15 protein-coding genes, 3 tRNA genes and 1 pseudogene are annotated in these 19,735 nt (G+C 65.8%); 8 read left to right on the top strand and 11 right to left on the bottom strand.

Going from position 1 to position 19,735, the window contains the following annotated elements; translation table 11 throughout:
* Positions 1-156 precede the first annotated feature (156 nt).
* Complete coding sequence (locus ACB037_RS14800) at positions 157-594, top strand: VOC family protein (RefSeq protein ID WP_010673262.1); 438 nt, start codon at positions 157-159, stop codon at positions 592-594.
* Between the two features lie 199 nt (positions 595-793).
* Here ACB037_RS14800 and fumC read toward each other — a convergent pair whose 3' ends face one another.
* On the bottom strand, positions 794-2,185 hold the full coding sequence (fumC, locus tag ACB037_RS14795) for a class II fumarate hydratase (RefSeq protein ID WP_371175505.1): 1,392 nt from the start codon (positions 2,183-2,185) through the stop codon (positions 794-796).
* Positions 2,186-2,307: 122 nt separating this feature from the next.
* Between fumC and ACB037_RS14790 the strand changes: the two genes are divergently transcribed.
* Genes ACB037_RS14790 through ACB037_RS14780 form a run of 3 tightly spaced genes read left to right on the top strand, consistent with a single transcriptional unit; the run spans position 2,308 to position 5,381 of the window.
* Positions 2,308-2,736 carry a MarR family winged helix-turn-helix transcriptional regulator gene (locus ACB037_RS14790; RefSeq protein WP_010673264.1) on the top strand — a complete coding sequence of 143 codons (429 nt, stop codon included), beginning with the start codon at positions 2,308-2,310 and terminating at the stop codon, positions 2,734-2,736.
* Between the two features lie 37 nt (positions 2,737-2,773).
* Complete coding sequence (locus ACB037_RS14785) at positions 2,774-3,841, top strand: efflux RND transporter periplasmic adaptor subunit (protein WP_371175504.1); 1,068 nt, start codon at positions 2,774-2,776, stop codon at positions 3,839-3,841.
* 1 nt (position 3,842) lies between these two features.
* Complete coding sequence (locus tag ACB037_RS14780) at positions 3,843-5,381, top strand: DHA2 family efflux MFS transporter permease subunit (RefSeq protein ID WP_270703376.1); 1,539 nt, start codon at positions 3,843-3,845, stop codon at positions 5,379-5,381.
* A gap of 66 nt (positions 5,382-5,447) precedes the next feature.
* Here the strand turns inward: ACB037_RS14780 and pepE are convergent, their stop codons facing one another.
* From pepE to ACB037_RS14765, 3 genes are all read right to left on the bottom strand, one after another.
* Positions 5,448-6,176, bottom strand: coding sequence for a dipeptidase PepE (gene pepE / locus ACB037_RS14775; protein WP_371175503.1), 729 nt, complete (start codon positions 6,174-6,176; stop codon positions 5,448-5,450).
* 120 nt (positions 6,177-6,296) lie between these two features.
* Positions 6,297-6,908 (bottom strand): response regulator transcription factor, encoded by a 612-nt coding sequence (locus tag ACB037_RS14770; RefSeq protein WP_371175502.1) that lies wholly within the window; start codon positions 6,906-6,908, stop codon positions 6,297-6,299.
* Position 6,909: 1 nt separating this feature from the next.
* Positions 6,910-8,889 (bottom strand): PhnD/SsuA/transferrin family substrate-binding protein, encoded by a 1,980-nt coding sequence (locus tag ACB037_RS14765; protein WP_371175532.1) that lies wholly within the window; start codon positions 8,887-8,889, stop codon positions 6,910-6,912.
* Between the two features lie 259 nt (positions 8,890-9,148).
* Between ACB037_RS14765 and dsrO the strand changes: the two genes are divergently transcribed.
* From dsrO to ACB037_RS14750, 3 genes are read left to right on the top strand one after another with little or no spacing between them, the layout of a single operon-like run.
* Positions 9,149-9,937 (top strand): sulfate reduction electron transfer complex DsrMKJOP subunit DsrO, encoded by a 789-nt coding sequence (gene dsrO, locus ACB037_RS14760; RefSeq protein ID WP_371175501.1) that lies wholly within the window; start codon positions 9,149-9,151, stop codon positions 9,935-9,937.
* Positions 9,927-11,033, top strand: a complete 1,107-nt coding sequence (nrfD, locus tag ACB037_RS14755; protein WP_371175500.1) for an NrfD/PsrC family molybdoenzyme membrane anchor subunit — start codon at positions 9,927-9,929, stop codon at positions 11,031-11,033. Before dsrO ends, nrfD begins: the two co-directional genes overlap by 11 nt.
* Entirely contained in the window at positions 11,033-14,140 is a 3,108-nt protein-coding gene (locus ACB037_RS14750; protein WP_371175499.1) for a tetrathionate reductase subunit A, read from the top strand. Before nrfD ends, ACB037_RS14750 begins: the two co-directional genes overlap by 1 nt.
* 56 nt (positions 14,141-14,196) lie before the next feature.
* Here the strand turns inward: ACB037_RS14750 and ACB037_RS14745 are convergent.
* The 7 genes and pseudogenes from ACB037_RS14745 to ACB037_RS14715 all read right to left on the bottom strand — a co-directional run bounded on the left by ACB037_RS14745 (position 14,197) and on the right by ACB037_RS14715 (position 18,465).
* Positions 14,197-15,502: pseudogene (locus ACB037_RS14745) on the bottom strand (endonuclease/exonuclease/phosphatase family protein).
* Between the two features lie 82 nt (positions 15,503-15,584).
* On the bottom strand, positions 15,585-16,316 hold the full coding sequence (locus ACB037_RS14740) for an EAL domain-containing protein (protein ID WP_371175498.1): 732 nt from the start codon (positions 16,314-16,316) through the stop codon (positions 15,585-15,587).
* 100 nt (positions 16,317-16,416) lie between these two features.
* Positions 16,417-16,689 (bottom strand): hypothetical protein, encoded by a 273-nt coding sequence (locus ACB037_RS14735; RefSeq protein WP_010673275.1) that lies wholly within the window; start codon positions 16,687-16,689, stop codon positions 16,417-16,419.
* A gap of 136 nt (positions 16,690-16,825) precedes the next feature.
* Positions 16,826-16,910: transfer RNA gene (locus tag ACB037_RS14730), tRNA-Tyr, on the bottom strand.
* A gap of 31 nt (positions 16,911-16,941) precedes the next feature.
* Positions 16,942-17,026: transfer RNA gene (locus ACB037_RS14725), tRNA-Tyr, on the bottom strand.
* 42 nt (positions 17,027-17,068) lie between these two features.
* Positions 17,069-17,153: transfer RNA gene (locus tag ACB037_RS14720), tRNA-Tyr, on the bottom strand.
* Positions 17,154-17,376: 223 nt separating this feature from the next.
* A complete protein-coding gene (locus ACB037_RS14715) occupies positions 17,377-18,465 on the bottom strand; it encodes a ketoacyl-ACP synthase III (RefSeq protein ID WP_042880524.1) in 1,089 nt (362 codons plus the stop codon).
* 200 nt (positions 18,466-18,665) lie between these two features.
* Between ACB037_RS14715 and ACB037_RS14710 the strand changes: the two genes are divergently transcribed.
* Complete coding sequence (locus tag ACB037_RS14710; RefSeq protein WP_371175497.1) at positions 18,666-19,619, top strand: LysR family transcriptional regulator; 954 nt, start codon at positions 18,666-18,668, stop codon at positions 19,617-19,619.
* Positions 19,620-19,735 lie beyond the last annotated feature (116 nt).

Below are 19,735 nucleotides of genomic sequence, written 5' to 3'. Positions count from 1 at the left end.
GAATCGGGTTGCACTTTTGCGTGTTCGACCGAGCCGGGCTGTGAGCGCGGCTCCCCCGTGCGCAGAAGGGGGCGGAGCGCCACCTGACAGAGCCCCGTGCTCTTCTATGCTGTTAGCTGGCCACAGGGGCCAGCTATCGGTGACAAGGAGAAACCCATGGCGCGTGTCAGTACCTATCTCAATTTTGCCCGGGAGACGGAGGCTGCCTTCCTCTTCTATCGCGAAGTGTTCGGCGGAGACTTCAGCGGCCCCATCCACAGGTTCAAGGAGTCCCCGGGTTGCCCGGGCCAGCCCCCTTTGTCGGAGGAAGACGGGGAGCTGGTGATGCATGTGGCCTTGCCCATCCTTGGGGGTCACGTGCTGATGGGCACGGATGCTCCGGCCAGCATGGGGTTCACCCTGGTACAGGGCAACAACAGCTACCTCAACCTGGAGCCGGACAGCCGGGGCGAGACCGATCGCCTGTTCGCAGCCCTGGCCGAGGGAGGTCAGGTGGAGATGCCGCTGGCGGAGATGTTCTGGGGTGACTATTTCGGATCCCTGGTGGACAAGTTCGGCACCCACTGGATGTTCAACTGCCAGAGCAAGACCTGACGGCAGATCTGCAATGAAAAGGGCGCCATGGCACCCTTTTCATCTTTATTGCCCATCACAGTCCCTATTTGCTGCGCCTGCCACCTGCGCTGGTATGCCCCGGGCATGGGATTGCAGTGCGCTGAGCTGCCTTATGGCGTGCGACCCACCATGTCAGCGGGGATCACCCAGGCTCGGGTTATCGCGCAGCTGAGCTGCCTTATGGCGTGCTACCCACCATCTCAGCGGGGATCACCCAGGCATCGAATTGCTCCGCGCTGAGGTGGCCCGAGGCAATGGCCGCCTCCCGCAGGCTGAGCCCCTGATGGTGCGCCCGCTTGGCGATCTCGGCCGCCTTGTCATAGCCGATATGGGGGTTGAGGGCCGTCACCAGCATCAGGGAGCGGGAGAGCAGATCGTCGATCCTGGCCTGGTTCGGGGTGATGCCGACGGCGCAGTGGTCGTGGAAGCTCTGCATGCCATCCCCCAGCAGCCGCACGCTCTGCAGGACGTTGTAGGCGATCATCGGCCTGAACACGTTGAGCTCGAAGTTGCCGCTGGCGCCGCCGATGTTGATGGCCACATCGTTGCCCATCACCTGGGCGCACAGCATGGTGAGCGCCTCGCTCTGGGTCGGGTTGACCTTGCCGGGCATGATGGAGGATCCGGGCTCGTTCTCGGGGATGAGCAGCTCCCCCAGCCCGCTGCGGGGGCCGCTCGCCAGCCAGCGCACGTCGTTGGCGATCTTCATGAGGGAGGCTGCCAGCGTCTTGAGGGCACCGTGGGCGTGAACCTGGGCGTCACTCGCCGCCAGGGCCTCGAACTTGTTGGGGGCGCTCACCAGCGGCAGGCCGGTCTGCTCGGCCAGGGTCCTGGCCACCGCCTCGGCAAAGCCGGGAGGGCAGTTGAGGCCGGTGCCGACGGCGGTGCCGCCGAGCGCCAGCTCGCACAGATGGGGCAGGGCGGCCCGTAGATGGCGCTCCCCCTGTTCAAGCTGGGCGACCCAGCCGGAGATCTCCTGGCCCAGGGTGAGGGGAGTGGCATCCTGCAAATGGGTGCGGCCAATCTTGACGATGTGGTCGAAGGCAGCGGCCTTGCCTGCCAGGGTCTGCTTCAGGGCAGCGAGGGCCGGCAGCAACCGCTGCGTGATGGCGGTGACCGCCGCCAGGTTCATGGCGCTCGGGAAGACATCGTTGCTGGACTGGCTCTTGTTGACCTCGTCGTTGGGATGCACCAGCCGCGCTTCCCCCCGGGGGCCGCCGAGCAGTTCGCTGGCCCGGTTTGCCAGCACCTCGTTGAGGTTCATGTTGGTCTGGGTGCCGGAGCCGGTCTGCCACACCATCAGGGGAAACTCGGCGTCGTGCAGGCCGCGCAGGATCTCGTCGGCGGCGGCCATGATGGCCTGGGCCTTGCGGGCGGGGAGCAGCCCCAGGGCGTGGTTGACCCGGGCGCAGGCGGACTTGATGCGGGCCAGGGCATGGATGATCTCCATGGGCTGGCGCTCCCCCGAGATGTTGAAGTGATGCAGGGAGCGCTGGGTCTGGGCCCCCCAGAGCCTGTCCGCCGGGACGGCTATCTCCCCCAGGCTGTCTCGCTCCATCCTGATATCCATGACGTGTCTCCTGCCGTTGAGGTGGTGGCACCCAGCATGAACCCAAACGGCGGCCGGGGCCAGCTTGCACATGGATACGCTTTGCATATAATAAGTAAAGCTTACTATATAGGTTGCATATCATGAACAAACAACCGGACACCCTTGGCTTTCTCATCGGCGACGTCCAGCGCCTGATGCGCCGCCAGTTCCAGCAGCAGCTGGAGGGAAGCTGCCTCACCCTGGCCCAGGCCAGAGCTCTGGTGCACATTGCACGCAGCGAAGGGATCCGCCAGGTGGATCTGGCGGAGCGGCTCGACATCCAGCCCATCACCCTGGCCCGTCAGCTCGATCAGCTGGCGGAGAGCGGCCTGGTGGAGCGGCGCAGCGACCCCCATGACAGGCGTGCCTATCAGCTCCATCTGACCGAAGGGGCCACCCCCTATCTGGCGATGATCAAACAGGCGTCCGATCTGGTGCATCAGAGGGCCATCGGCGAGCTGGGGGAGGAGGCGACCGAGGCGCTGTGCCGCTCCCTCAAGATCCTGCGTGCCAACCTCGGCCACCTCTGATGCTTTCCTGTGATGCCAACCAACGTGGAGCCATATCATGACCACTGATTCCCCCTCTTCCTCCCGTCCCGCCGCCAACCGGCGCCGCACCCGCCTGCTGTTGCTGGTGGTGGTGCCGGCACTGGCCCTGATCGGGGCGGGCGTTATCTACCTGCAGGGCGGGCGCTATGTGAAGACGGACAACGCCTATGTGAAGGCGGACAAGGTCCCCATCAGCACCGAGGTGCTGGGCCGGGTGGCCAAGGTGTTCGTCGAGGAAAACCAGCAGGTCCGGGCTGGCCAGCCGCTGTTCGAGCTGGATCAGGAGTCCTTCCGGGTCGCCGTGGCCAAGGCCGAGGCGGAACTTGCCAAGGTGCGCACCGATCTGGTGGCGCTGCAGACCAGTTATCGCGGCCAGCAGGCGGAGATCGCCGTGGCCCGCACCCGCCATGCCTATGCCCTGAAGGAGGAGCATCGCCAGGCGGATCTGGTGACCAGGCACTTCACCTCCACCGCCAATTACGACGATGCCCGCCAGCTCACCATACAGACCGCCCAGCAGCAGGTGGCGCTGGAGGAGGGGCTCAAGAAGATTGAAGCCTCCCTCAGCGGGGACGTGAACCTGCCGGTGGAGCAGCAGCCCGCCTATCAGGAGGCCGCAGCCGAGTTGGCCAAGGCCAGGCTGGATCTGGCTCGCACCACCATCTATGCCCCCGCCAACGGCATCGTCAGCCAGTTGCCCAAGCCCGGCCAGTACAATCTGGTGGGCATGACCGCCATGATGCTGGTGGAGACCGACACCCCCTGGGTGGAGGCGAACTTCACCGAGACGGAGCTGACCCATGTGCAACCTGGCCAGAAGGTGGACATCAGTGTGGATACCTACCCCGATGCGCACTGGACCGGGGTGGTGGAGAGCCTGAGCCCGGCCACAGGCTCCGAGTTTTCGGTGATCCCGGCCCAGAACGCCACCGGCAACTGGGTCAAGATCGCCCAGCGGGTGGCAGTGCGGATCAAGCTGGATTCGGGAGCGGATCTGCCCACCCTGAGGGCGGGTCTGAGTGCCACCGCCGAGATAGACACCGGCCATCAGCGCACCCTGCCTGGCCTGTCAGGTCGAGGTTGATATGACGAGCGCAGCCACAGGGCAGGCAGACCAGGCTTCCCGTCGCACCTTCATCACCCTGTCGGTGATGGTGGCGACCATCATGCAGGCGCTGGACACCACCATCGCCAACGTCGCCCTCCCCCACATGCAGGGAGCCATGGGGGCGACCCAGGATCAGATCTCCTGGGTGCTCACCTCCTACATAGTGGCGGCCGCCATCTTCATGCCGCTGACCGGTTTCATCTCGGCAAGAATTGGTCGCAAAAGGCTGTTCATGTGGTCGGTGGCGGGCTTTACCGTCGCCTCCATGCTGTGTGGCGCGGCCCAGAGCCTGGATCAGATCGTGCTGTTCCGCCTGCTTCAGGGGATCTTCGGTGCCAGCCTGGTGCCCCTCTCACAGGCGGTGCTACTGGACACCTATCCGCCTGAGAAGCACGGCTCCGCCATGGCGCTCTGGGGGATAGGGGTCATGGTGGGCCCCATTCTGGGGCCGTCGCTGGGGGGCTGGCTCACCGAGTACTACAACTGGCGCTGGGTCTTCTACATCAACCTGCCGTTCGGCCTGCTGGCCTGGTTCGGGCTTGCCGCCTTCATCGAGGAGACGAAGATCGATGCCAGCCGCCGCTTCGATCTGCTGGGGTTCGCCCTGCTGAGTCTCGGCATCGGGGCGTTGCAGATGGCGCTGGACAGGGGAGAGTCCCAGAACTGGTTCGCCAGCCGGGAGATCGTCATCGAGACCGCCCTGACGGTGATGGCGTTCTACCTCTTCGTGGTGCATATCTTCACCCACCCGCACCCCTACATAGAACCGGCCCTGTTCCGGGATCGCAACTTCAGCGTCGGTCTGCTTTTCATCTTCATCGTCGGCATCATCTTGCTGGCGACCATGACGCTGCTGCCTCCCTTCATGCAGGGGCTGATGGGTTACCCGGTGATCGACGTGGGTTACCTGCTCGCCCCGCGCGGGGTGGGCACCATGGTCGCCATGATGCTGGTGGGCAGGCTGTCGGGCCGGGTGGACGCCCGTTACCTCATCCTGTCAGGGCTGCTGCTCACCAGCTTCTCCATGTGGGAGATGACCCTGTTCAACACGGACATCGGCAGCTGGGACATAGTGCGCACCGGCATCATCCAGGGGCTGGGGCTCGGCTTCATCTTCGTGCCCCTCTCCACCATCACCTTTGCGACCCTGGCGCCGCGCTATCGCAACGAGGGGACGGCGCTGTTCAGCCTGGTGCGCAACATCGGCAGCAGCATCGGCATCTCGGTGGTGATCACCTATCTGGCCCAGCGATCCCAGATGAACCACGAGGCGTTCGCCGCCTACATCACCCCGTTCAATGTCAACCTGCATCAGGGCGGGGGCATGGCGGAGCTGATGACGCCGAAGGGGCTGGCCATGATCAACGGCGAGGTGACCCGGCAGGCCAGCCTGCTCGCCTACCTGCAGGATTTTCGCCTGATGATGTGGGTCAGCCTGTGCGCCGTGCCGCTGGTGGTGTTGCTGAGGGCTCCCGGGCGCAGCGGCTCTCGGGAGGAGATGACCATTCTGGAATGAATCACGAAGGGGCGAGCAACAAAGCAAGAGGGATGGCGCAGGCCATCCCTCTGTCGTTTGGCAGGATCAGCGTGCCGGCGTGAAGGGGGTGAGCGCTGCCAGAGGCGCAGCGTCCCCGTATTCCCGGATGGGTTCGCCGTGCCTGAAGATCTTGAAGGTCTCGCCCCGGGCACTCCAGTACTCGATGTGATCGCCGCCGATCTGCAACAGGCTCGCCTCGCGCAGGGCCACCACGGATTCGCTCGGGTTGATGGCGCAGAACTCGGCCAGACGCTCGTCCCGGGTCTCCCCCATGTGGCCGCTGATGCTGGCGTCCAGATAGTGAGGGTTGATCTGCACGGGGAAGAGCCCCAGCGCAGGCAGCACCACGGCGCTGCACACCGGCATGTCGTTGGTGGTGCGGATGCTGGGGGTGGCCACGTTGCAGCCGGCGCTCCAGCCCACATAGGGCACGCCCCGCTCGCGCACCGCACGCTGGATGGGGACCACCAGACCATACTCGTGCAGCCGCTGGTTCAGGAGCCAGGTATTGCCGCCGCTGATGAAGATGGCGTCGGCCCGGTTGATGGCATCCACCGGATCGTCGAAGTGATGGATGCTGATGGCGTCCACCCCCAGACTCTCGGTGAGCTCCCGGGCACGGGCATCCCAGTCGCTGCGGATCACCGCGTAGGGGATGAGCAGGATGCGCTTGACCTGGTTGCGAGCGAGCAGGGTTTGCACCCGGTCGCGGGCCCAGCCGAGCAGGCCGGGGTGTTCTGTGGTTTTACCGTTGCTGAGCAGAAGCAGTTCCATGATGTGTCCTCGAAACAAGGCGCAGGACCCGAGCGATCCTGGTGAAGAGAAGAGGGCACTCTACCGCCATCGAAGCGCCAAATGTGTGATCCCTGCCCGTTTTGTACGGTTGCAGGCCACTCAGGGTTGTTCGTTCACCTGCGCGTAGCGCAGCAGCATCTCGGCGAGGGAGTTCACCGCCAGGCGTTTCATCAGGCTGGCGCGGCACACCTCGACGGTGCGCACCGAAATGCAGAGATCCTGCGCTATCTGCTGGTTCTTGTGGCCCCGGGCGATGAGCTGCAACAACTGGCGTTCGCGCGGGGTGAGGCGCTCAAAGGCGGCCAGCTGGGCGAGGCGGGTGGCCGCGCTCAGCGTCGCCTGCTCGGCCCGCTCGATAGCGGCGAGCAGGGGGGCCAGCTGCACCGGCTTTTGCAAGAAGTCCACCGCCCCCTGCTTGAGGGACTCCACCGCCAGCGGCACCTCGCCGTGGCCGGTGAGAAACAGGATGGCGATGGGGCTCTGGGCCGCCTTCAGCCGCTGTTGCACCTCGGGGCCAGAGAGCCCCGGCATGCGGCAGTCGAGGATGAGGCAGGCGGGCTGGTGCAGATCGACCTCGGCCAGAAAGCGCTCGCCATCGGCAAAGCTGAGCAGCTGCCGCTCGTCGCAGCTCTCCAGCATGAATCGCAGGGAGTCGAGCACGGCCTCGTCATCGTCGACCAGATAGAGCGGGGGGCGGGAGGGAAACGTCATCTCAGTTCCTCGGTGTTGGCTGGTGGGTGGGGGTGGCTGAGGTGTGATCCTCGGGGGGCGGCATGGGCAGAATGACCCGGGCCAGACAGCCGTGGGGGCTCAGGTTCTCCAGGCTGAATTGGCCGCGATGGCTCTCGACCACCTCCCGGCAGATGGCGAGCCCCAGCCCCATGCCATCGGGCTTGTCGCTGTAAAACGCCTGCTGCAGTTCGGTCGCGGGGACCTTCAGGCCGGCGCCGTTGTCGCGGATCTCCAGCAGCAGGCTCTGCGACTCGAAGGCGATCAGCAGCTCGACCCGGGCAGGCTCCTGCGCCGGTGCTTGCGTAGGGGGGGGAGCAGGAGAGTGAACAGCGGGGCGCGCACTCTTCGCTGCACTCTTAGCTGCCCTCTGCGCCGCTCTCTTCGCTGCACTCTCGGCGCCATTCTTGATGAGGTTGACCAGCAGCTGTTCCATCCCGGTGCCGTCCAGTGGCAACGGGTGCGGCTGGCCCCGCCAGTGCAGGGTGAAGGCAACGTCGAGCGGCGCCAGCATCTGCTCCAGCAGGGGGCACAGCTCCGCCACCAGGGTGGGCAGGTCGCAAGGCGCGACGCGGGGAGGGCGCTTTTGCAGCCTCGCTCTGAGCCGGTTGACGGTCTGGGTGATGCGCTGGACCTGGAGTCCTATCTGCTCCAGGGCCTGACGCAGGGAGGCCTGGGCGGCAGACTGGGTCGGATCCTGTGCCAATCTGTCCAGTCGCAACAAGGCTCCCTGGCTGTAGTTGGCGATGGCGCTGAGGGGCTGATTGATCTCGTGGGCCACGTTGGCGCCCAGCTCGCCCAGTTCGGCGAGCCGTCTGGCCTGTGCCAGCTGGCGTCCCTTCTGCTCGAGTTGGTGGCGGGCTTTGAGCAGCCGGCGCTGGCTGCGGTTGAACAGGTATTGCAGCAGCAGGTGGTGGCCCCCCAGCAGCAGCACCAGCGCCAGGGCGCCCCAGCCCCACTGCTGATGCTGGCGCAGCCAGTGCCAGGCCGCTTGCCACCAGGGGCCCTGCAGCGGGTGGCGATCCAGCGCCTTGAGCAGGCGGTCGATGGCAAGCTCGCTGGTGGGCACGGTCCAGCCCGCCGAATCGGCGGCGATGGCCGCCTCGCTATCAGCGGGCAGATCGTACAGCGCGCGGGTCACCGCCAGCGCCAGCGCGGGGGAGGCCCGCTCTGTCTTGGCGAAGGACCAGTTGGGGTAGAGCCGGGTCGAACTCTGGCAACCAAAGCCGGCCGGCGCCTGATCGTCCAGCACCCGAAACGCTCCCCTGGCGACCTTGCCTTCCCGCTCCATGCGCTCCAGCTGACACACCGGCACGATGGCGGCGGCCACCTCGCCAGCCGCCAGCCGCTCGATGAGCCGGTCCAGCGGAAAGCCGGTGAACTGCACGGTGGAGAAGAAGCGCTCCAGCCTGACCCCCTGTTCGCCTGCCTCGAAGCGATAGGCGAGGTAGCCGCCGAAGGCGTTCTCCGAGACGGCGGCGACCGCTTTCCCCTCGAGGTCACGCCAGTGTCGGTAGGGGGCCTGGGCAGGCACCACCAGGGCGGCGCCGATGGCGAGGTTGTCCCCCCCGGCCGGACTCTTGAGGGTGGCGAGCCAGGCCAGTGGGTACTGGCGCGCCAGACTCACCGACTGTCCCGGGTTGGTGATGACGAAATCGAGGTGCTCGCGGGCGACGGCCTCGGCCAGTTCATCGAGCCCCAGCGGATGCAGCACGAAGCGATGGTCGGGCACGCGCTGCGCGAGCCAGCGCAACAGCGGTTGCCACTGGGCTCTGGCCAGGGCCGGGCCGCGGGTTGCCAGCACGCCGATGCGTATCGGCTCGGCCATGGTCTGCCCCGGCGTGGCCTGGGATGGGGCGGATTCCTGTCGCACTGGCGCTGGCGAAGAGGGGGTCGGGGCGGCCTGCACCCGCAGCGGCAGGGCTGACAGGGCGAGCCAGAGCAGCAGGCTGAGCAGGGGCAAGGGGACTGGGGCGTGCAGGGGGCTCTCCTCTCGGTGCAAAGGGGGCAGTCTATCACCGGGACGTGCGCTTGCACGCGAACGGGGCCGGGAGGAGCGGCAAACGCCGCCCCGGTCACAGTTCAGCAGGGCTGGGGCATTTTTTATTGCGCTGGATCAACCCGGCTCCCGGTATGTGGAAAACCACAATAGAGGCGACTTCCTGCGTTGAGGACAATCGGCCCAACCCCTTTCAAGCCAGCTCAGCAGAAGGAAAAATGCCATGGAGCCCAGCAAGCGCCGATTGTTATCCGGGATCGCCGCCCTCACCGCAGGGGCGGCCCTGATCCCCGTCACCCAGGTTCAGGCGCAGTCCGTTCCCGCTCCCCGCAACGGGCGGGCGGCCATCAGCCGGGGAGATGGGCGCAAGCGTTACGGCATGCTGATCGACCTGCGTCGCTGCGTCGGCTGTCAGGCCTGCACCGTGGCCTGCACTATCGAAAACCAGCCTCCACTCGGCCAGTTTCGCACCACGGTGAGCCAGTACGAGGTGAGTGACGTGGCCGCCCTCGAGGCTCCCGCCTCCCTCTTGATGCTGCCGAGGCTGTGCAACCACTGCGCCGAGCCCGCCTGCCTCGATGTCTGCCCCACCGGCGCAACCTTCCAGCGCGACGACGGCATCGTCGTGGTCAACAACGACTGGTGCGTCGGCTGCGGTTACTGCGTGCAGACCTGCCCCTATGACGCCCGCTTCATCAACCACGAGACCAACACCGCCGACAAGTGCACCTTCTGCGCCCATCGGCTGGAGGCGGGGCTCTTGCCCGCCTGCGTGGAGAGCTGTGTCGGCGAGGCGCGCATCATAGGCGATTTGAACGACCCCAAGAGCCGGATCAGCCGCTTGCTGCGCGAACACGAGTCGGCACTCAAGGTGCTCAAGCCGGAGGCCCATACCCAGCCGCGGGTCTTTTATCTCGGCATGGACGAGGCCTTCGTCAGCAAGGTCGACGGCAACCCGGCCCTGCGCACCCTGCTCACCGACGATGGCAAGGAGATAGCCCATGGTCATTAACGAACTGTTGGCCCCGGCTCAGCCCATCACCTGGCTGCCCTGGGCGGTGCAATATTTCTTCCTCATCGGCCTCGCCTACGGGGCCCTCTGGCTCGGCGCGTTTGAGCTGTGGCGCAAGGCGCCGGACCCGCGGCTGCAGACCCTGGCGGCGGTGCTGATGGTGGCGGCCGGTCTGGTGGCTCCCATCGCCCTGACCGCGGATCTGCACCAGCCGGCCTGGGCCTGGCACTTCTATGCCCAGACGCGCTTTGGCTCCGTCATGTGGTATGGCGCCTATCTGCTGCCGCTGTTCAGCCTGCTCTCCATGCTGCTCGGCTGGCTGCTGCTAAGGCCAGCCCTGGCCCGGCGTGGCGCAGAAGGGGACAAGATCGCCCGCCTTGCCCGGCTGCTCTGTCTGGGAAACTGGTCGGGGCACGTTTGGCTGCGGCCCCTCTCCCTGCTGGCAGCCCTGAGCGGGCTCAGCATCGCCCTCTACACCGGGCTCGAAACCATGGCGGTGGCGGCGCGCCCGCTCTGGCATACCCCCTGGTTGCCCTGGCTGCTGACCCTGAGCGCCGTGCTGGGGGCCCAGAGTGCCCTGCTGCTGCTCAACCGCTTGTTGGCGGGCTGGCATGCCCAGACCGAGTCGACCCTGCTGCGCCAGAGCGGCTGGACCTTGAGCCTGCTGGCGCTCTCCCTGCTGGGCTGGGCCCTGTTGGGCGGCGCCTCGGCGGCAGAGGCCGCAGCCCTCTATCGGCTCGACCCGAGCTGGCGGCTGGCGGCTCACTGGCTGTTGCTGACCCTGGGGCTAGCCAGCCTGCTGATGCTGCTGCGGCCAAGGCTCTCTGCCCGCCTGGCACTCTGGGGGTTGGCGCTGCTGGGGCTGCACCTGGTGTGGGGCCTGCGCTGGCTGGTGCTGATCCAGGGGCAGCTCGCACCCAAGTACGGGGCTGGCGTCTACCTCTATGAAATCGCCTGGGGCCCGGCCGGTGTGCTCGGCATTCTCGGCACCTTCGGTCTGTTGCTGGCCCTGCTGGTGGCCCTCTCGGAGCTGGTGCGCCCCTCTGTTTCCTCTGCCATCAAGGCACCCACTCTTTTTGCACGCGAGGCACTCTGATGGATCACAGCAAACGCAAGTTTCTCAAGGGCGCCGCCATTGCCGGTGGCACCGGATTGTTCGTCGCCGGTTACAGCGACACCCTCAAGCAGGTGGCGACTGGCCTCGCCACCGGCAGCTCGGGCAAGCCGACCCGGGATCCCATCCATGGCAACTCGCTGGCCGTGGAGTACCGGGTTGACGAGCGGGGGGTGTTGCACCCCAATCCGGCCCAGCGGGTTGCCAACACCATGTGCCTCGGCTGCTGGACCCTGTGCGGAGTGCGGGCCCGCATCGACAACGAGCGCGACCAGATAGTGCGGATCCTGGGCAACCCCTATCACCCCCTCTCCGCCCGCCACCACATCGACTTCAAGACCCCGGTCAAGCAGGCGCTGCTCGCCACCAGTGGCTACCAGGAAGGGGGGCTGGACGGGCGCTCCACCGCCTGCGCGCGGGGCAATGCCATGCTGGAGCAGCTCGACAGCCCGCAGCGGGTCACCCGCTGCCTCAAGCGGGTGGGACCCCGTGGCAGCGGCCGCTGGCAGAGCATCCCCTTCGAGCAGCTGGTGGCCGAGGTGGTGGAGGGGGGCGATCTGTTTGGCGAGGGCCTGGTTGAGGGGCTGCGGGCCATTCGCAACCTCGCCGAGCCGCTCGACCCGGCCAACCCGGAGTACGGCCCCAGGGCCAACCAGCTGCTGGTGAGCAACGCCTCGGACGAGGGGCGAGATCACTTCATCAAGCGCTTCACCTTCAACAGCTTCGGCACCCGCAACTTCGCCAACCACGGCGCTTACTGCGGCCTGTCGTTCCGGGTCGGGGCCGGTGCCCTGCTGGACGATCTGGAGAAGAACGCCCACCTCAAGCCGGACTGGGACGAGAGCGACTTCCTGCTGTTCATGGGCACCTCGCCCCAGCAATCGGGCAATCCCTTCAAGCGCCAGTCCCGTCAGCTGGCGGCAAACCGGGCGCGACCGGGCAAGCCGTTCTCCTACGTGGTGGTGGCCCCCAGCCTGCCCAACACGGTGAACATGCCCTCCGCCCCCGCCAACCGCTGGCTGCCCATCCGCCCTGCCACCGACTCGGCGCTGGCCATGGCCATGTTGCGCTGGATCATCGACAACCAACGCTACGCCGAGCCTTTCCTGACGGCCCCCCATGCCGCTGCCGCCGAGCGGGCCGGCTATCGCGGTTTTTGCAACGCCAGCCATCTGGTTGTCTGCGACGAGGGGCATCCGCGCTTCGGCCAGATGCTGCGGGCCAGCGATCTCGGCTTGCCCTTTGAGGGGGAAGCCTATGGAGAGGGGGACGCCATGCTGGTAGAGGAGGCGAACAGCGGCGAGCCGAGACCCGCTGGCCAGTGTGAGCGGGCCAACCTCTGGGTGGATCGCCCCATTCAGGGCCCCAAGGGGGCGCTGATGGTGAAGAGCAGCTTCCAGCTGCTGGCCGAGGCGTGCCGGGAACACTCCCTCGCGCAATACAGCGCCGAGTGCGCCGTGCCGGTGAGTGATATCGAGGCGCTGGCGCGGGAGTTCACCAGCCACGGCACCCGGGCGGCGGTGGTCTCCCACGGCGGCACCATGAGCGCCAACGGCTTCTACTCGGCCTGGGCCATCATGATGCTCAACGTCATGGTAGGGAACTTGAACGCCCGGGGCGGCGCCGTGGCGAGCGGCGGCAAGTTCGATCCCTTCGGGGCGGGGCCGCGCTACGATCTGGCGAGCTTCCCCGGCATGGTCAAGCCCGCCGGGGTCTTCCTGTCGCGATCCAAGTTCCCCTACGAGAAGACCTCTGAGTATCGGCGCAAGCGCGAGGCGGGCCAGAATCCCTATCCGGCGCAAGAGCCCTGGTTCCCCATCTCGGGCCCCTTGCTCGGCGAACACCTGACAGCGGCGGTGAATGGTTACCCCTACCGGCTCAAGGCCTGGATCAACCACATGGGCAACCCCCTCTACGGCCAGGCCGGGCTCAGCAAGGCCATAGGCGAGCAGTTGAAAGACCCCAAGGTGCTGCCGCTCTTTATCAGCATCGACAGCTTCATCAACGAGTCGTCGGCGCTGTCGGACTACCTAGTGCCGGATACCCTGACCTACGAGTCCTGGGGCTGGGCCACCGCCTGGCACGGGGTGATGACCAAGGTTTCCACCGGCCGCTGGCCCATCGTGGAGCCCCGTGTCGCCAAGACCGCCGAGGGAGATCCGGTCTGCATGGAGTCCTTCTTTATCGCGGTGGCCAAACGGCTGGGGTTGCCGGGCTTTGGCGAGGGGGCGCTCAAAGGGGCGGACGGCAAGGTGCATGCCCTGCACAAGGCGGCGGACTTCTCCCTCTACGGGGCGGCCAACGTTGCCTATCTCGGCGAGCCGGTGCCCGCCATAGGTCTCGAGGATCTCGCCTGGTCCGGAGTAGAGCGCATCCTGCCGGTGTTGAATGCCACCCTGAGCGCGGAGGAGGCGGGTCGCGCCGCCTACCTCTTCGCCCGTGGCGGGCGCTTCGAGCCGGCGGCCAAGGGGCGCGATGCAGCGGGTCAGCCGAGCAAGCGCTGGCCCAAGCCGCTGATGGTGTGGAACCCCGAGGTGGGCAGCCGCCGTCACAGCCAGAGCGGGCAGTTCTTGAGCGGCACCCCGCGCTTCTTCCGCCCCCAGCTGGCGGACGGCACGCCGCTCAATGAGGCGTTCAAGCCGGCCCAGTGGCCGCTGCTGCTCACCAGCTACAAATCCCACACCATGAGCTCCATGAGCATCGGCTCGGATCGCCTGCGCCAGGTGAACCCCAGCAACCGGGTGCGGCTCAATGCACAGACGGCGGCGCAGCTGGGGATCGAGAGCGGGGACAGGGTGCGAGTCAGCACCCCGGATGGCAGCGTGATCGGGGTGGCCGAGTGCGTGGCCGGGGTGCAGGCCGATGCCATCGCCATCGAACACGGCTTCGGCCACAAGGAGCTGGGGGCGCGGGAACACTGGATAGACGGCCAGAAAGTGGTTGCCAATCCGCTGCGCGGAGCCGGGGTCAATCTGAACGATCTGGCGGTGCTGGATCCCAGCCGCCATGGCCGCTACCCCCTGGTGGACTGGGTCATCGGCTCGTCGGCCCGCCAGGGGCTGCCGGCTAGGGTGGAGAAGCTGGTATGACGATCCAATGAAAACGGGGCCTGCGGGCCCCGTTGCTTGTCTGCTCTGCGTCACTGTCACAGTTTGAAGTCGACCCACACCAGGCGGTGATCCGAGCTGACGCCTTTGGCGATGCCGAGCTTGGCGTCGTACACCAGGTGGTAGCCCGGCTCGAAGCTGGCTGGCCAGAACACGCCGGAGGCGACCGCGTTCAGGTTGGCGGAGGGCAGCACGTGGTCAAGCTGCAGGCCGCTGCTGCTGGTGATGCGCTCCGGGGTGGGGCGGCTGTTGTTGCGCTTGCACTGATCCGGCTGGCTGGCGAGGCACTCGGGGCCGCCCTGGCTGACCGGGATCAGGGTGCCGTTGGTGACGGCCTGGTTGACCAGCACATGGTTGTGCAGCGCCTGAATGGCGGTGAGATCCCCATCGCCAATCTGGGGATCGGCGTTGAGATCGCCGGCGATGACGAACTTGGCGCCCGCGGGCAGGCCACCGGCCTTGCCGGCGTCATCCACCATGTAGCTGGCGGTCTCCACGTAATCCTGCCAGAAGGCGACTTCGGCCCGGTTGTGCTTGACGTTGTGGCGCGCCGCGTTGCCGAAGATGGGCGGGGTCGGGTGGGAGATGAGGAAGTGGATCACCTCCTCCTTGTTGCCGTGCTTGATGCGCACCGGTACGTCGGCGTGGTTCTTGGACGAGAGCGGGAAGGCCTGCCAGGCGGCATCGTCATACCAGGCATCGCCGCACTGGCGGCCGCTCGGGATCGGTGCCCTGGGGTTGTGGCAGTCGTCGATGACGGGGTTCGCTTCGCCCGGCATCTCCTTCCATTTGAAGGTCTGGAAGGTGCGGATCTGTTTGGTATCGATGGGATACCGGGACATCACGGCGAAGGCGTACTGGCCGTGGTAGTTGCCAAAGCCCCAGGCGTCGTCCGGCCCGTTGTTGACCTTGCCGTCCAGGTTGAGGTCATGGCCGCTCATCAGGCCGGTGTTGGTGGCAAAGTTCTGCAGCACCGGGTAGCTGATGGCCTTCACTTCGTCGTGCTGGGCGTGGGCCAGGTAGTTGTCGTTGAAGGCTTTGAGGTCCGTGGTGTCGCTGCCCTTGCCGTCATTGTCGAATTCGTTGAGCAGGAACACATCCGGCCGGGTACGCTGGATGATTTCGGCGATGTTGCGGATCTGCTGCACGTCGAGGGCCTTGGTCTTCTCGGCGCCGCTCAAGGTGCCGTCGGCGAGGCGGGCCAGCAGGGCATCCTGCTCGGTGCGGGTCAGGGCGAGCTCTTCCCCCAGCATGCCGGGTGCAGTGCGATCGAAGGCGAGATTGAAGGTGGCAAAGCGAACCATGGCGGGCCTCGGCGTCAGTGTGGCCGGGACAGCCTGCCATCTTTGGCAGGAAAATGGCAGCACCCTGCCGAATTTCATGGGAAAGGTGCCCGGGTTTCCCCCGTGACACGCAAGCGCTCGGCTCAGGCCCAGCGGGAGAGAGGGGAGGGAATGGCGTAGGCGTAGCCCTGCTGGTAGTCGCAGCCCAGCCGGTTCGCCACCTCGATATGGGCCTGGGTCTCCACTCCCTCGCACACCACGGCCATGCCGAGTCGTTGCAGGTATTTCACCAGCCCCGTCAGCATGTTGAGGGCATGGGTGCTGCGTACAGCCTGGAGCAGCAGGGAACGATCCAGTTTCACGATCTCGTAGGGGAGCATCATCAGGCGCTGGAAGTTGCATGCCAGGGAGCCGAAGTCGTCACAGGCGATGTGGGCGCCATGGGCTCGCAACACCTCGATCATCTCCCTGTGCTGGTGCTTGATCCTGACGTGTTCCAGCACCTCGAACCAGATGGCGATCCCCAGCTTGCGGGCCTGGAGCAGCACCAGCAACAGCAGATTGCGGTAGGTGGGGCTGGAGAACGCCGGATTGAGGTTGATGGAGAGCGCATAGGGGCCTTTTTGGGCGAGCACGGGCAGATCGCGCATGATGGCCCTGAGCATGACGATATCGAGGTGCAGAGCATCATCCTCGCCGAGGGCGGCAAACTCGATGCTCTGATAACCCTGGTTGCCGGCATCCCAGCGCCTGGCCAGCACCTCATACCCCTTGACCTGACGATCCTGGCCGATGATGGGCTGGTAAAAGGGGACGACGATATCCGCCATGCTGACCATGGCACTCACGGGATACTCTTCTTTGAACGCAAACATGGCTCTCACCTGACGGAACATGGCTGCGCATCATACAGGGAGGGTCTAAAGGGAGGCTGTAGGAAGAGTCTGATAATGGGCGTGGGCAGGAAGGAGGGGGTCAGGGAAGGGCATGGCCCTGTGCAGGTGCGGCGCCAGCCAGGGGGGCTGCGTGCATGGCCTGGGCAAGCCAGGACCAGTCGAGCATGGGGGAGCCCGCCTTGAAGCGCTGATAGGCGCATCCCTGACGGATGGTCAGGAAGAGGGTGCTCGGCAGGCCGAGGCGGTTGAGGTAGCGCACCATCACGTCTCCCTGGTAATCCCGCAGCCGCAGTTGCAGCTCGGGCAGTGTCAGCCCGTGCTCGCGACCCGTTTCATCCCAGATTTCAAACATCTGTGTGCACTCCTTGCGACATGAGGCTCCACTGTTTCTAAAAAGTGCGGGGAGGGCAATTGTCAGATCTGACAGCGCCATATGGATTCTATCCAGAAAAGCGAAAACCCGGCGCGAGGCCGGGTTGTCTGAAGGATGGTGGAGGGAGAAGGATTCGAACCTTCGAAGGCAGAGCCGTCAGATTTACAGTCTGATCCCTTTGGCCGCTCGGGAACCCCTCCACAGGGGCATTGCATATTGTGTTCAGGAAGATGGTGGAGGGAGAAGGATTCGAACCTTCGAAGGCAGAGCCGTCAGATTTACAGTCTGATCCCTTTGGCCGCTCGGGAACCCCTCCACGGGGTATTTTCCTGATTTTTACTTACTTGACGCACTTGAATGGTGGAGGGAGAAGGATTCGAACCTTCGAAGGCAGAGCCGTCAGATTTACAGTCTGATCCCTTTGGCCGCTCGGGAACCCCTCCCCAAGTGCGAGGCCGCATACTACCAGATCCGGCAAGGTTGTGAACCCCTTGGCCGCATTCTGACGACAAAAAAGTGTCAAGTGGTCATTTTTTGATATGTTTCGCTCAAAATTCACACTTTTCAATGACTTTTATGTCGCTGCCGAAACGGCGAGGGGACGTAGGGGGGCTGGCTGCCAGGAGCCACGGGGCTCCTGGCGGATCATGGGGAGCTGGCGCTCGCTCAGGCGTCGGCGGGGCGGGCCTGCTGGCAACCCTGCACCGCATGGGCGATGAGTTCGAGGGCGCTCTGCTCGCAGGGGGGCAGCACCTCGTCGCAACTCGCGATCGGGGTGACGCGGTCTCCCCACTTGATGAGGGCGGCGCCCCAGGTCAGCCCGGCCCCGAAGGCGGCGGTCAGCAGGTAGCTGTTCGGCTTGACCCGACCCTGCTCCAGCGCCTCGCACAGGGCGATGGGCACGGTGGCGGCGGAGGTGTTGCCGTACTGCTCTATGTTGACCATCACCTTCTCCATGGGGGCGTTCATCCGCTTGGCCAGGGTCTCGATGATGCGCACGTTCGCCTGGTGCGGCACGATGAGGTCGATCTGCTCGGGGGCGATGCCGGCCTGGGCCAGTACGGTGCCGGTGGCTTCGCCCATGCCGCGCACGGCGCGCTTGAAGATCTCCTGCCCCTCGAAGTTGAAGGTGAAGAGGCCGTCAATGTCGGCGAAACGCACCCGATCCGTACCGAAGTTCGGCACGTGCAGTATCTCCCGCGCTTCGCTGTCACAACCGAGCTTGCTGGCAATCAGGCCGCTCTCCTGCTCGCTCGCCTCGATGATGACGGCGCCTGCGCCATCCCCGAACAGCACGGCGGTGTCGCGCTTGGCCCAGTCCAGCAACTGGGTCAGCCGCTCGGCACCGATCACCAGCACCCTTTGCATCATGCCGGTCTGCACCAGGGAGGTGGCGACCGAGAGGGCATAGACGAAGCCGGTGCAGGCGGCGTTGAGGTCGAACACCGCCGCCTTGTGGGCGCCGAGGGCCTGCTGCACGGCGGAGGCGCCATTGGGGACCAGCGTGCCCGGTGTGGCGGTCGCCAGGATGATGCCATCGAGGGCGGCGGCGTCCAGACCTGCGCACGCCAGGGCGCGACGGGCGGCCAGGGTGGCGAGCGCCTGGGTGCTGACATGGGAGACCCGGCGGGCCTTGATGCCGGTGCGCGGGTAGATCCACTCGTCCGAGGTATCCATGATGGTGCCGAGGTCATCGTTGGTCAGCGAGGCGGGGGGCAGGCATTTTCCCCACCCGGTGATAGTGGCGTATGTCATCTTGTCGTCGCTTGTCGTGATGGCCGCCCTGGGGCGGAAAGTGGCGAAATTATGCCGCACGGGGCGTTCACTGTCATCCTGCGGTCCCCCCAGTGTAAGGGGAGTGGCGGGAGCAAGACCGTGATTTTGCTTAAATTTCCGCTTCTCCTTGCCGTAAGATGAAGGCCCGATCCCGGCGACCCCTTCCCGAGGTGACTCCTGTGCACAAAGCGAATCTCAATCTCTTGCCCACCCTCAAGGTGCTGCTGGAGACCCGCAACATCAGCCGGGCGGCGGAGCTGCTGAACCTGAGCCAGCCCTCCATCAGCAAGCAGCTCGGCCAGCTTCGCAGCGAGTTTGGCGACGAGCTGCTGGTGCGGGAAGGGCAGCGCTGGCTGCTGACCCCGCGGGCCGAGGCCCTGTCGGCCCAGCTTGCCGATTCCCTCGGTGCCCTGGAGCGGCTCTACGAGGCGCCGGAATTTGCCCCCGAGCGCTGCGAGCGGGTGTTTCGGCTCGCCTCCTCCGACTACGTGGCCCAGCACATCCTGCCGGACATCTGTGCGGCCCTGGCGAGGGCCGCCCCCCGGGCGGCGCTGGAGTACAGCCTGTGGGACAAGCGCCAGTTGCCCCAGCTCTGGCAATCGGAGCTGGACATGGTCTCCACCATCACGGAGCTGGTGCCGGACCAGATCCGCGGCCTGCATCAGGGGGAGGACAGGCTGGTGGTGCTGATGGGGCGCCATCACCCGCTCTCTGGCATGGCGCCCAGTCTGGAGGATTACCTTGCCTGGCCTCACCTGCAGGTGAGCGGGGGCGGGGACAAGGACAGCCCGGTGGAGCAGGTGCTGGCCCCCCGCGGGCTCTCCCGCCGCTGGTTTGCCCGGGTGCCCTTCTTCCAGGCTGCGGTGGAGGTGCTGCTGCGCACAGACTGTCTGATGACCACCCCGGCCCATATCGCCTGGCAGCTCTCCCGGGAACATGCCCTGAGTTTTTGCGATCTCCCCTTCGCCACCCGGGTCCAGCAGTATCATCTGCTGTGGCACCAGCGCCACCACCTGGATCCGGCTCACCGCTGGTTTCGCGAGCTGGCCTATCCCTTCCTGCGGGATCACCTGCAATTCACCCTGGGGGAGAGTCGCAAGCAGTTGGCCCGAGGGCCGCAGGTGAGCCGCTGAGAGCAGCGGGTTGTGCCACTCTATAGCCACTGGCTATGGACTCTATTCATAACTTTCACTTCTGGCATAGCAAGCCACCCCCTACCCTGATCCCGGGTGACAACAATCGACACGAA

The organism is Aeromonas sp. S19(2024), assembly GCF_041402625.1.
Taxonomy (GTDB): domain Bacteria; phylum Pseudomonadota; class Gammaproteobacteria; order Enterobacterales; family Aeromonadaceae; genus Aeromonas; species Aeromonas caviae.
The sequence above is the reverse complement of the archived record's forward strand: the minus strand, read 5'-3'. Positions and strand labels throughout refer to the sequence as shown.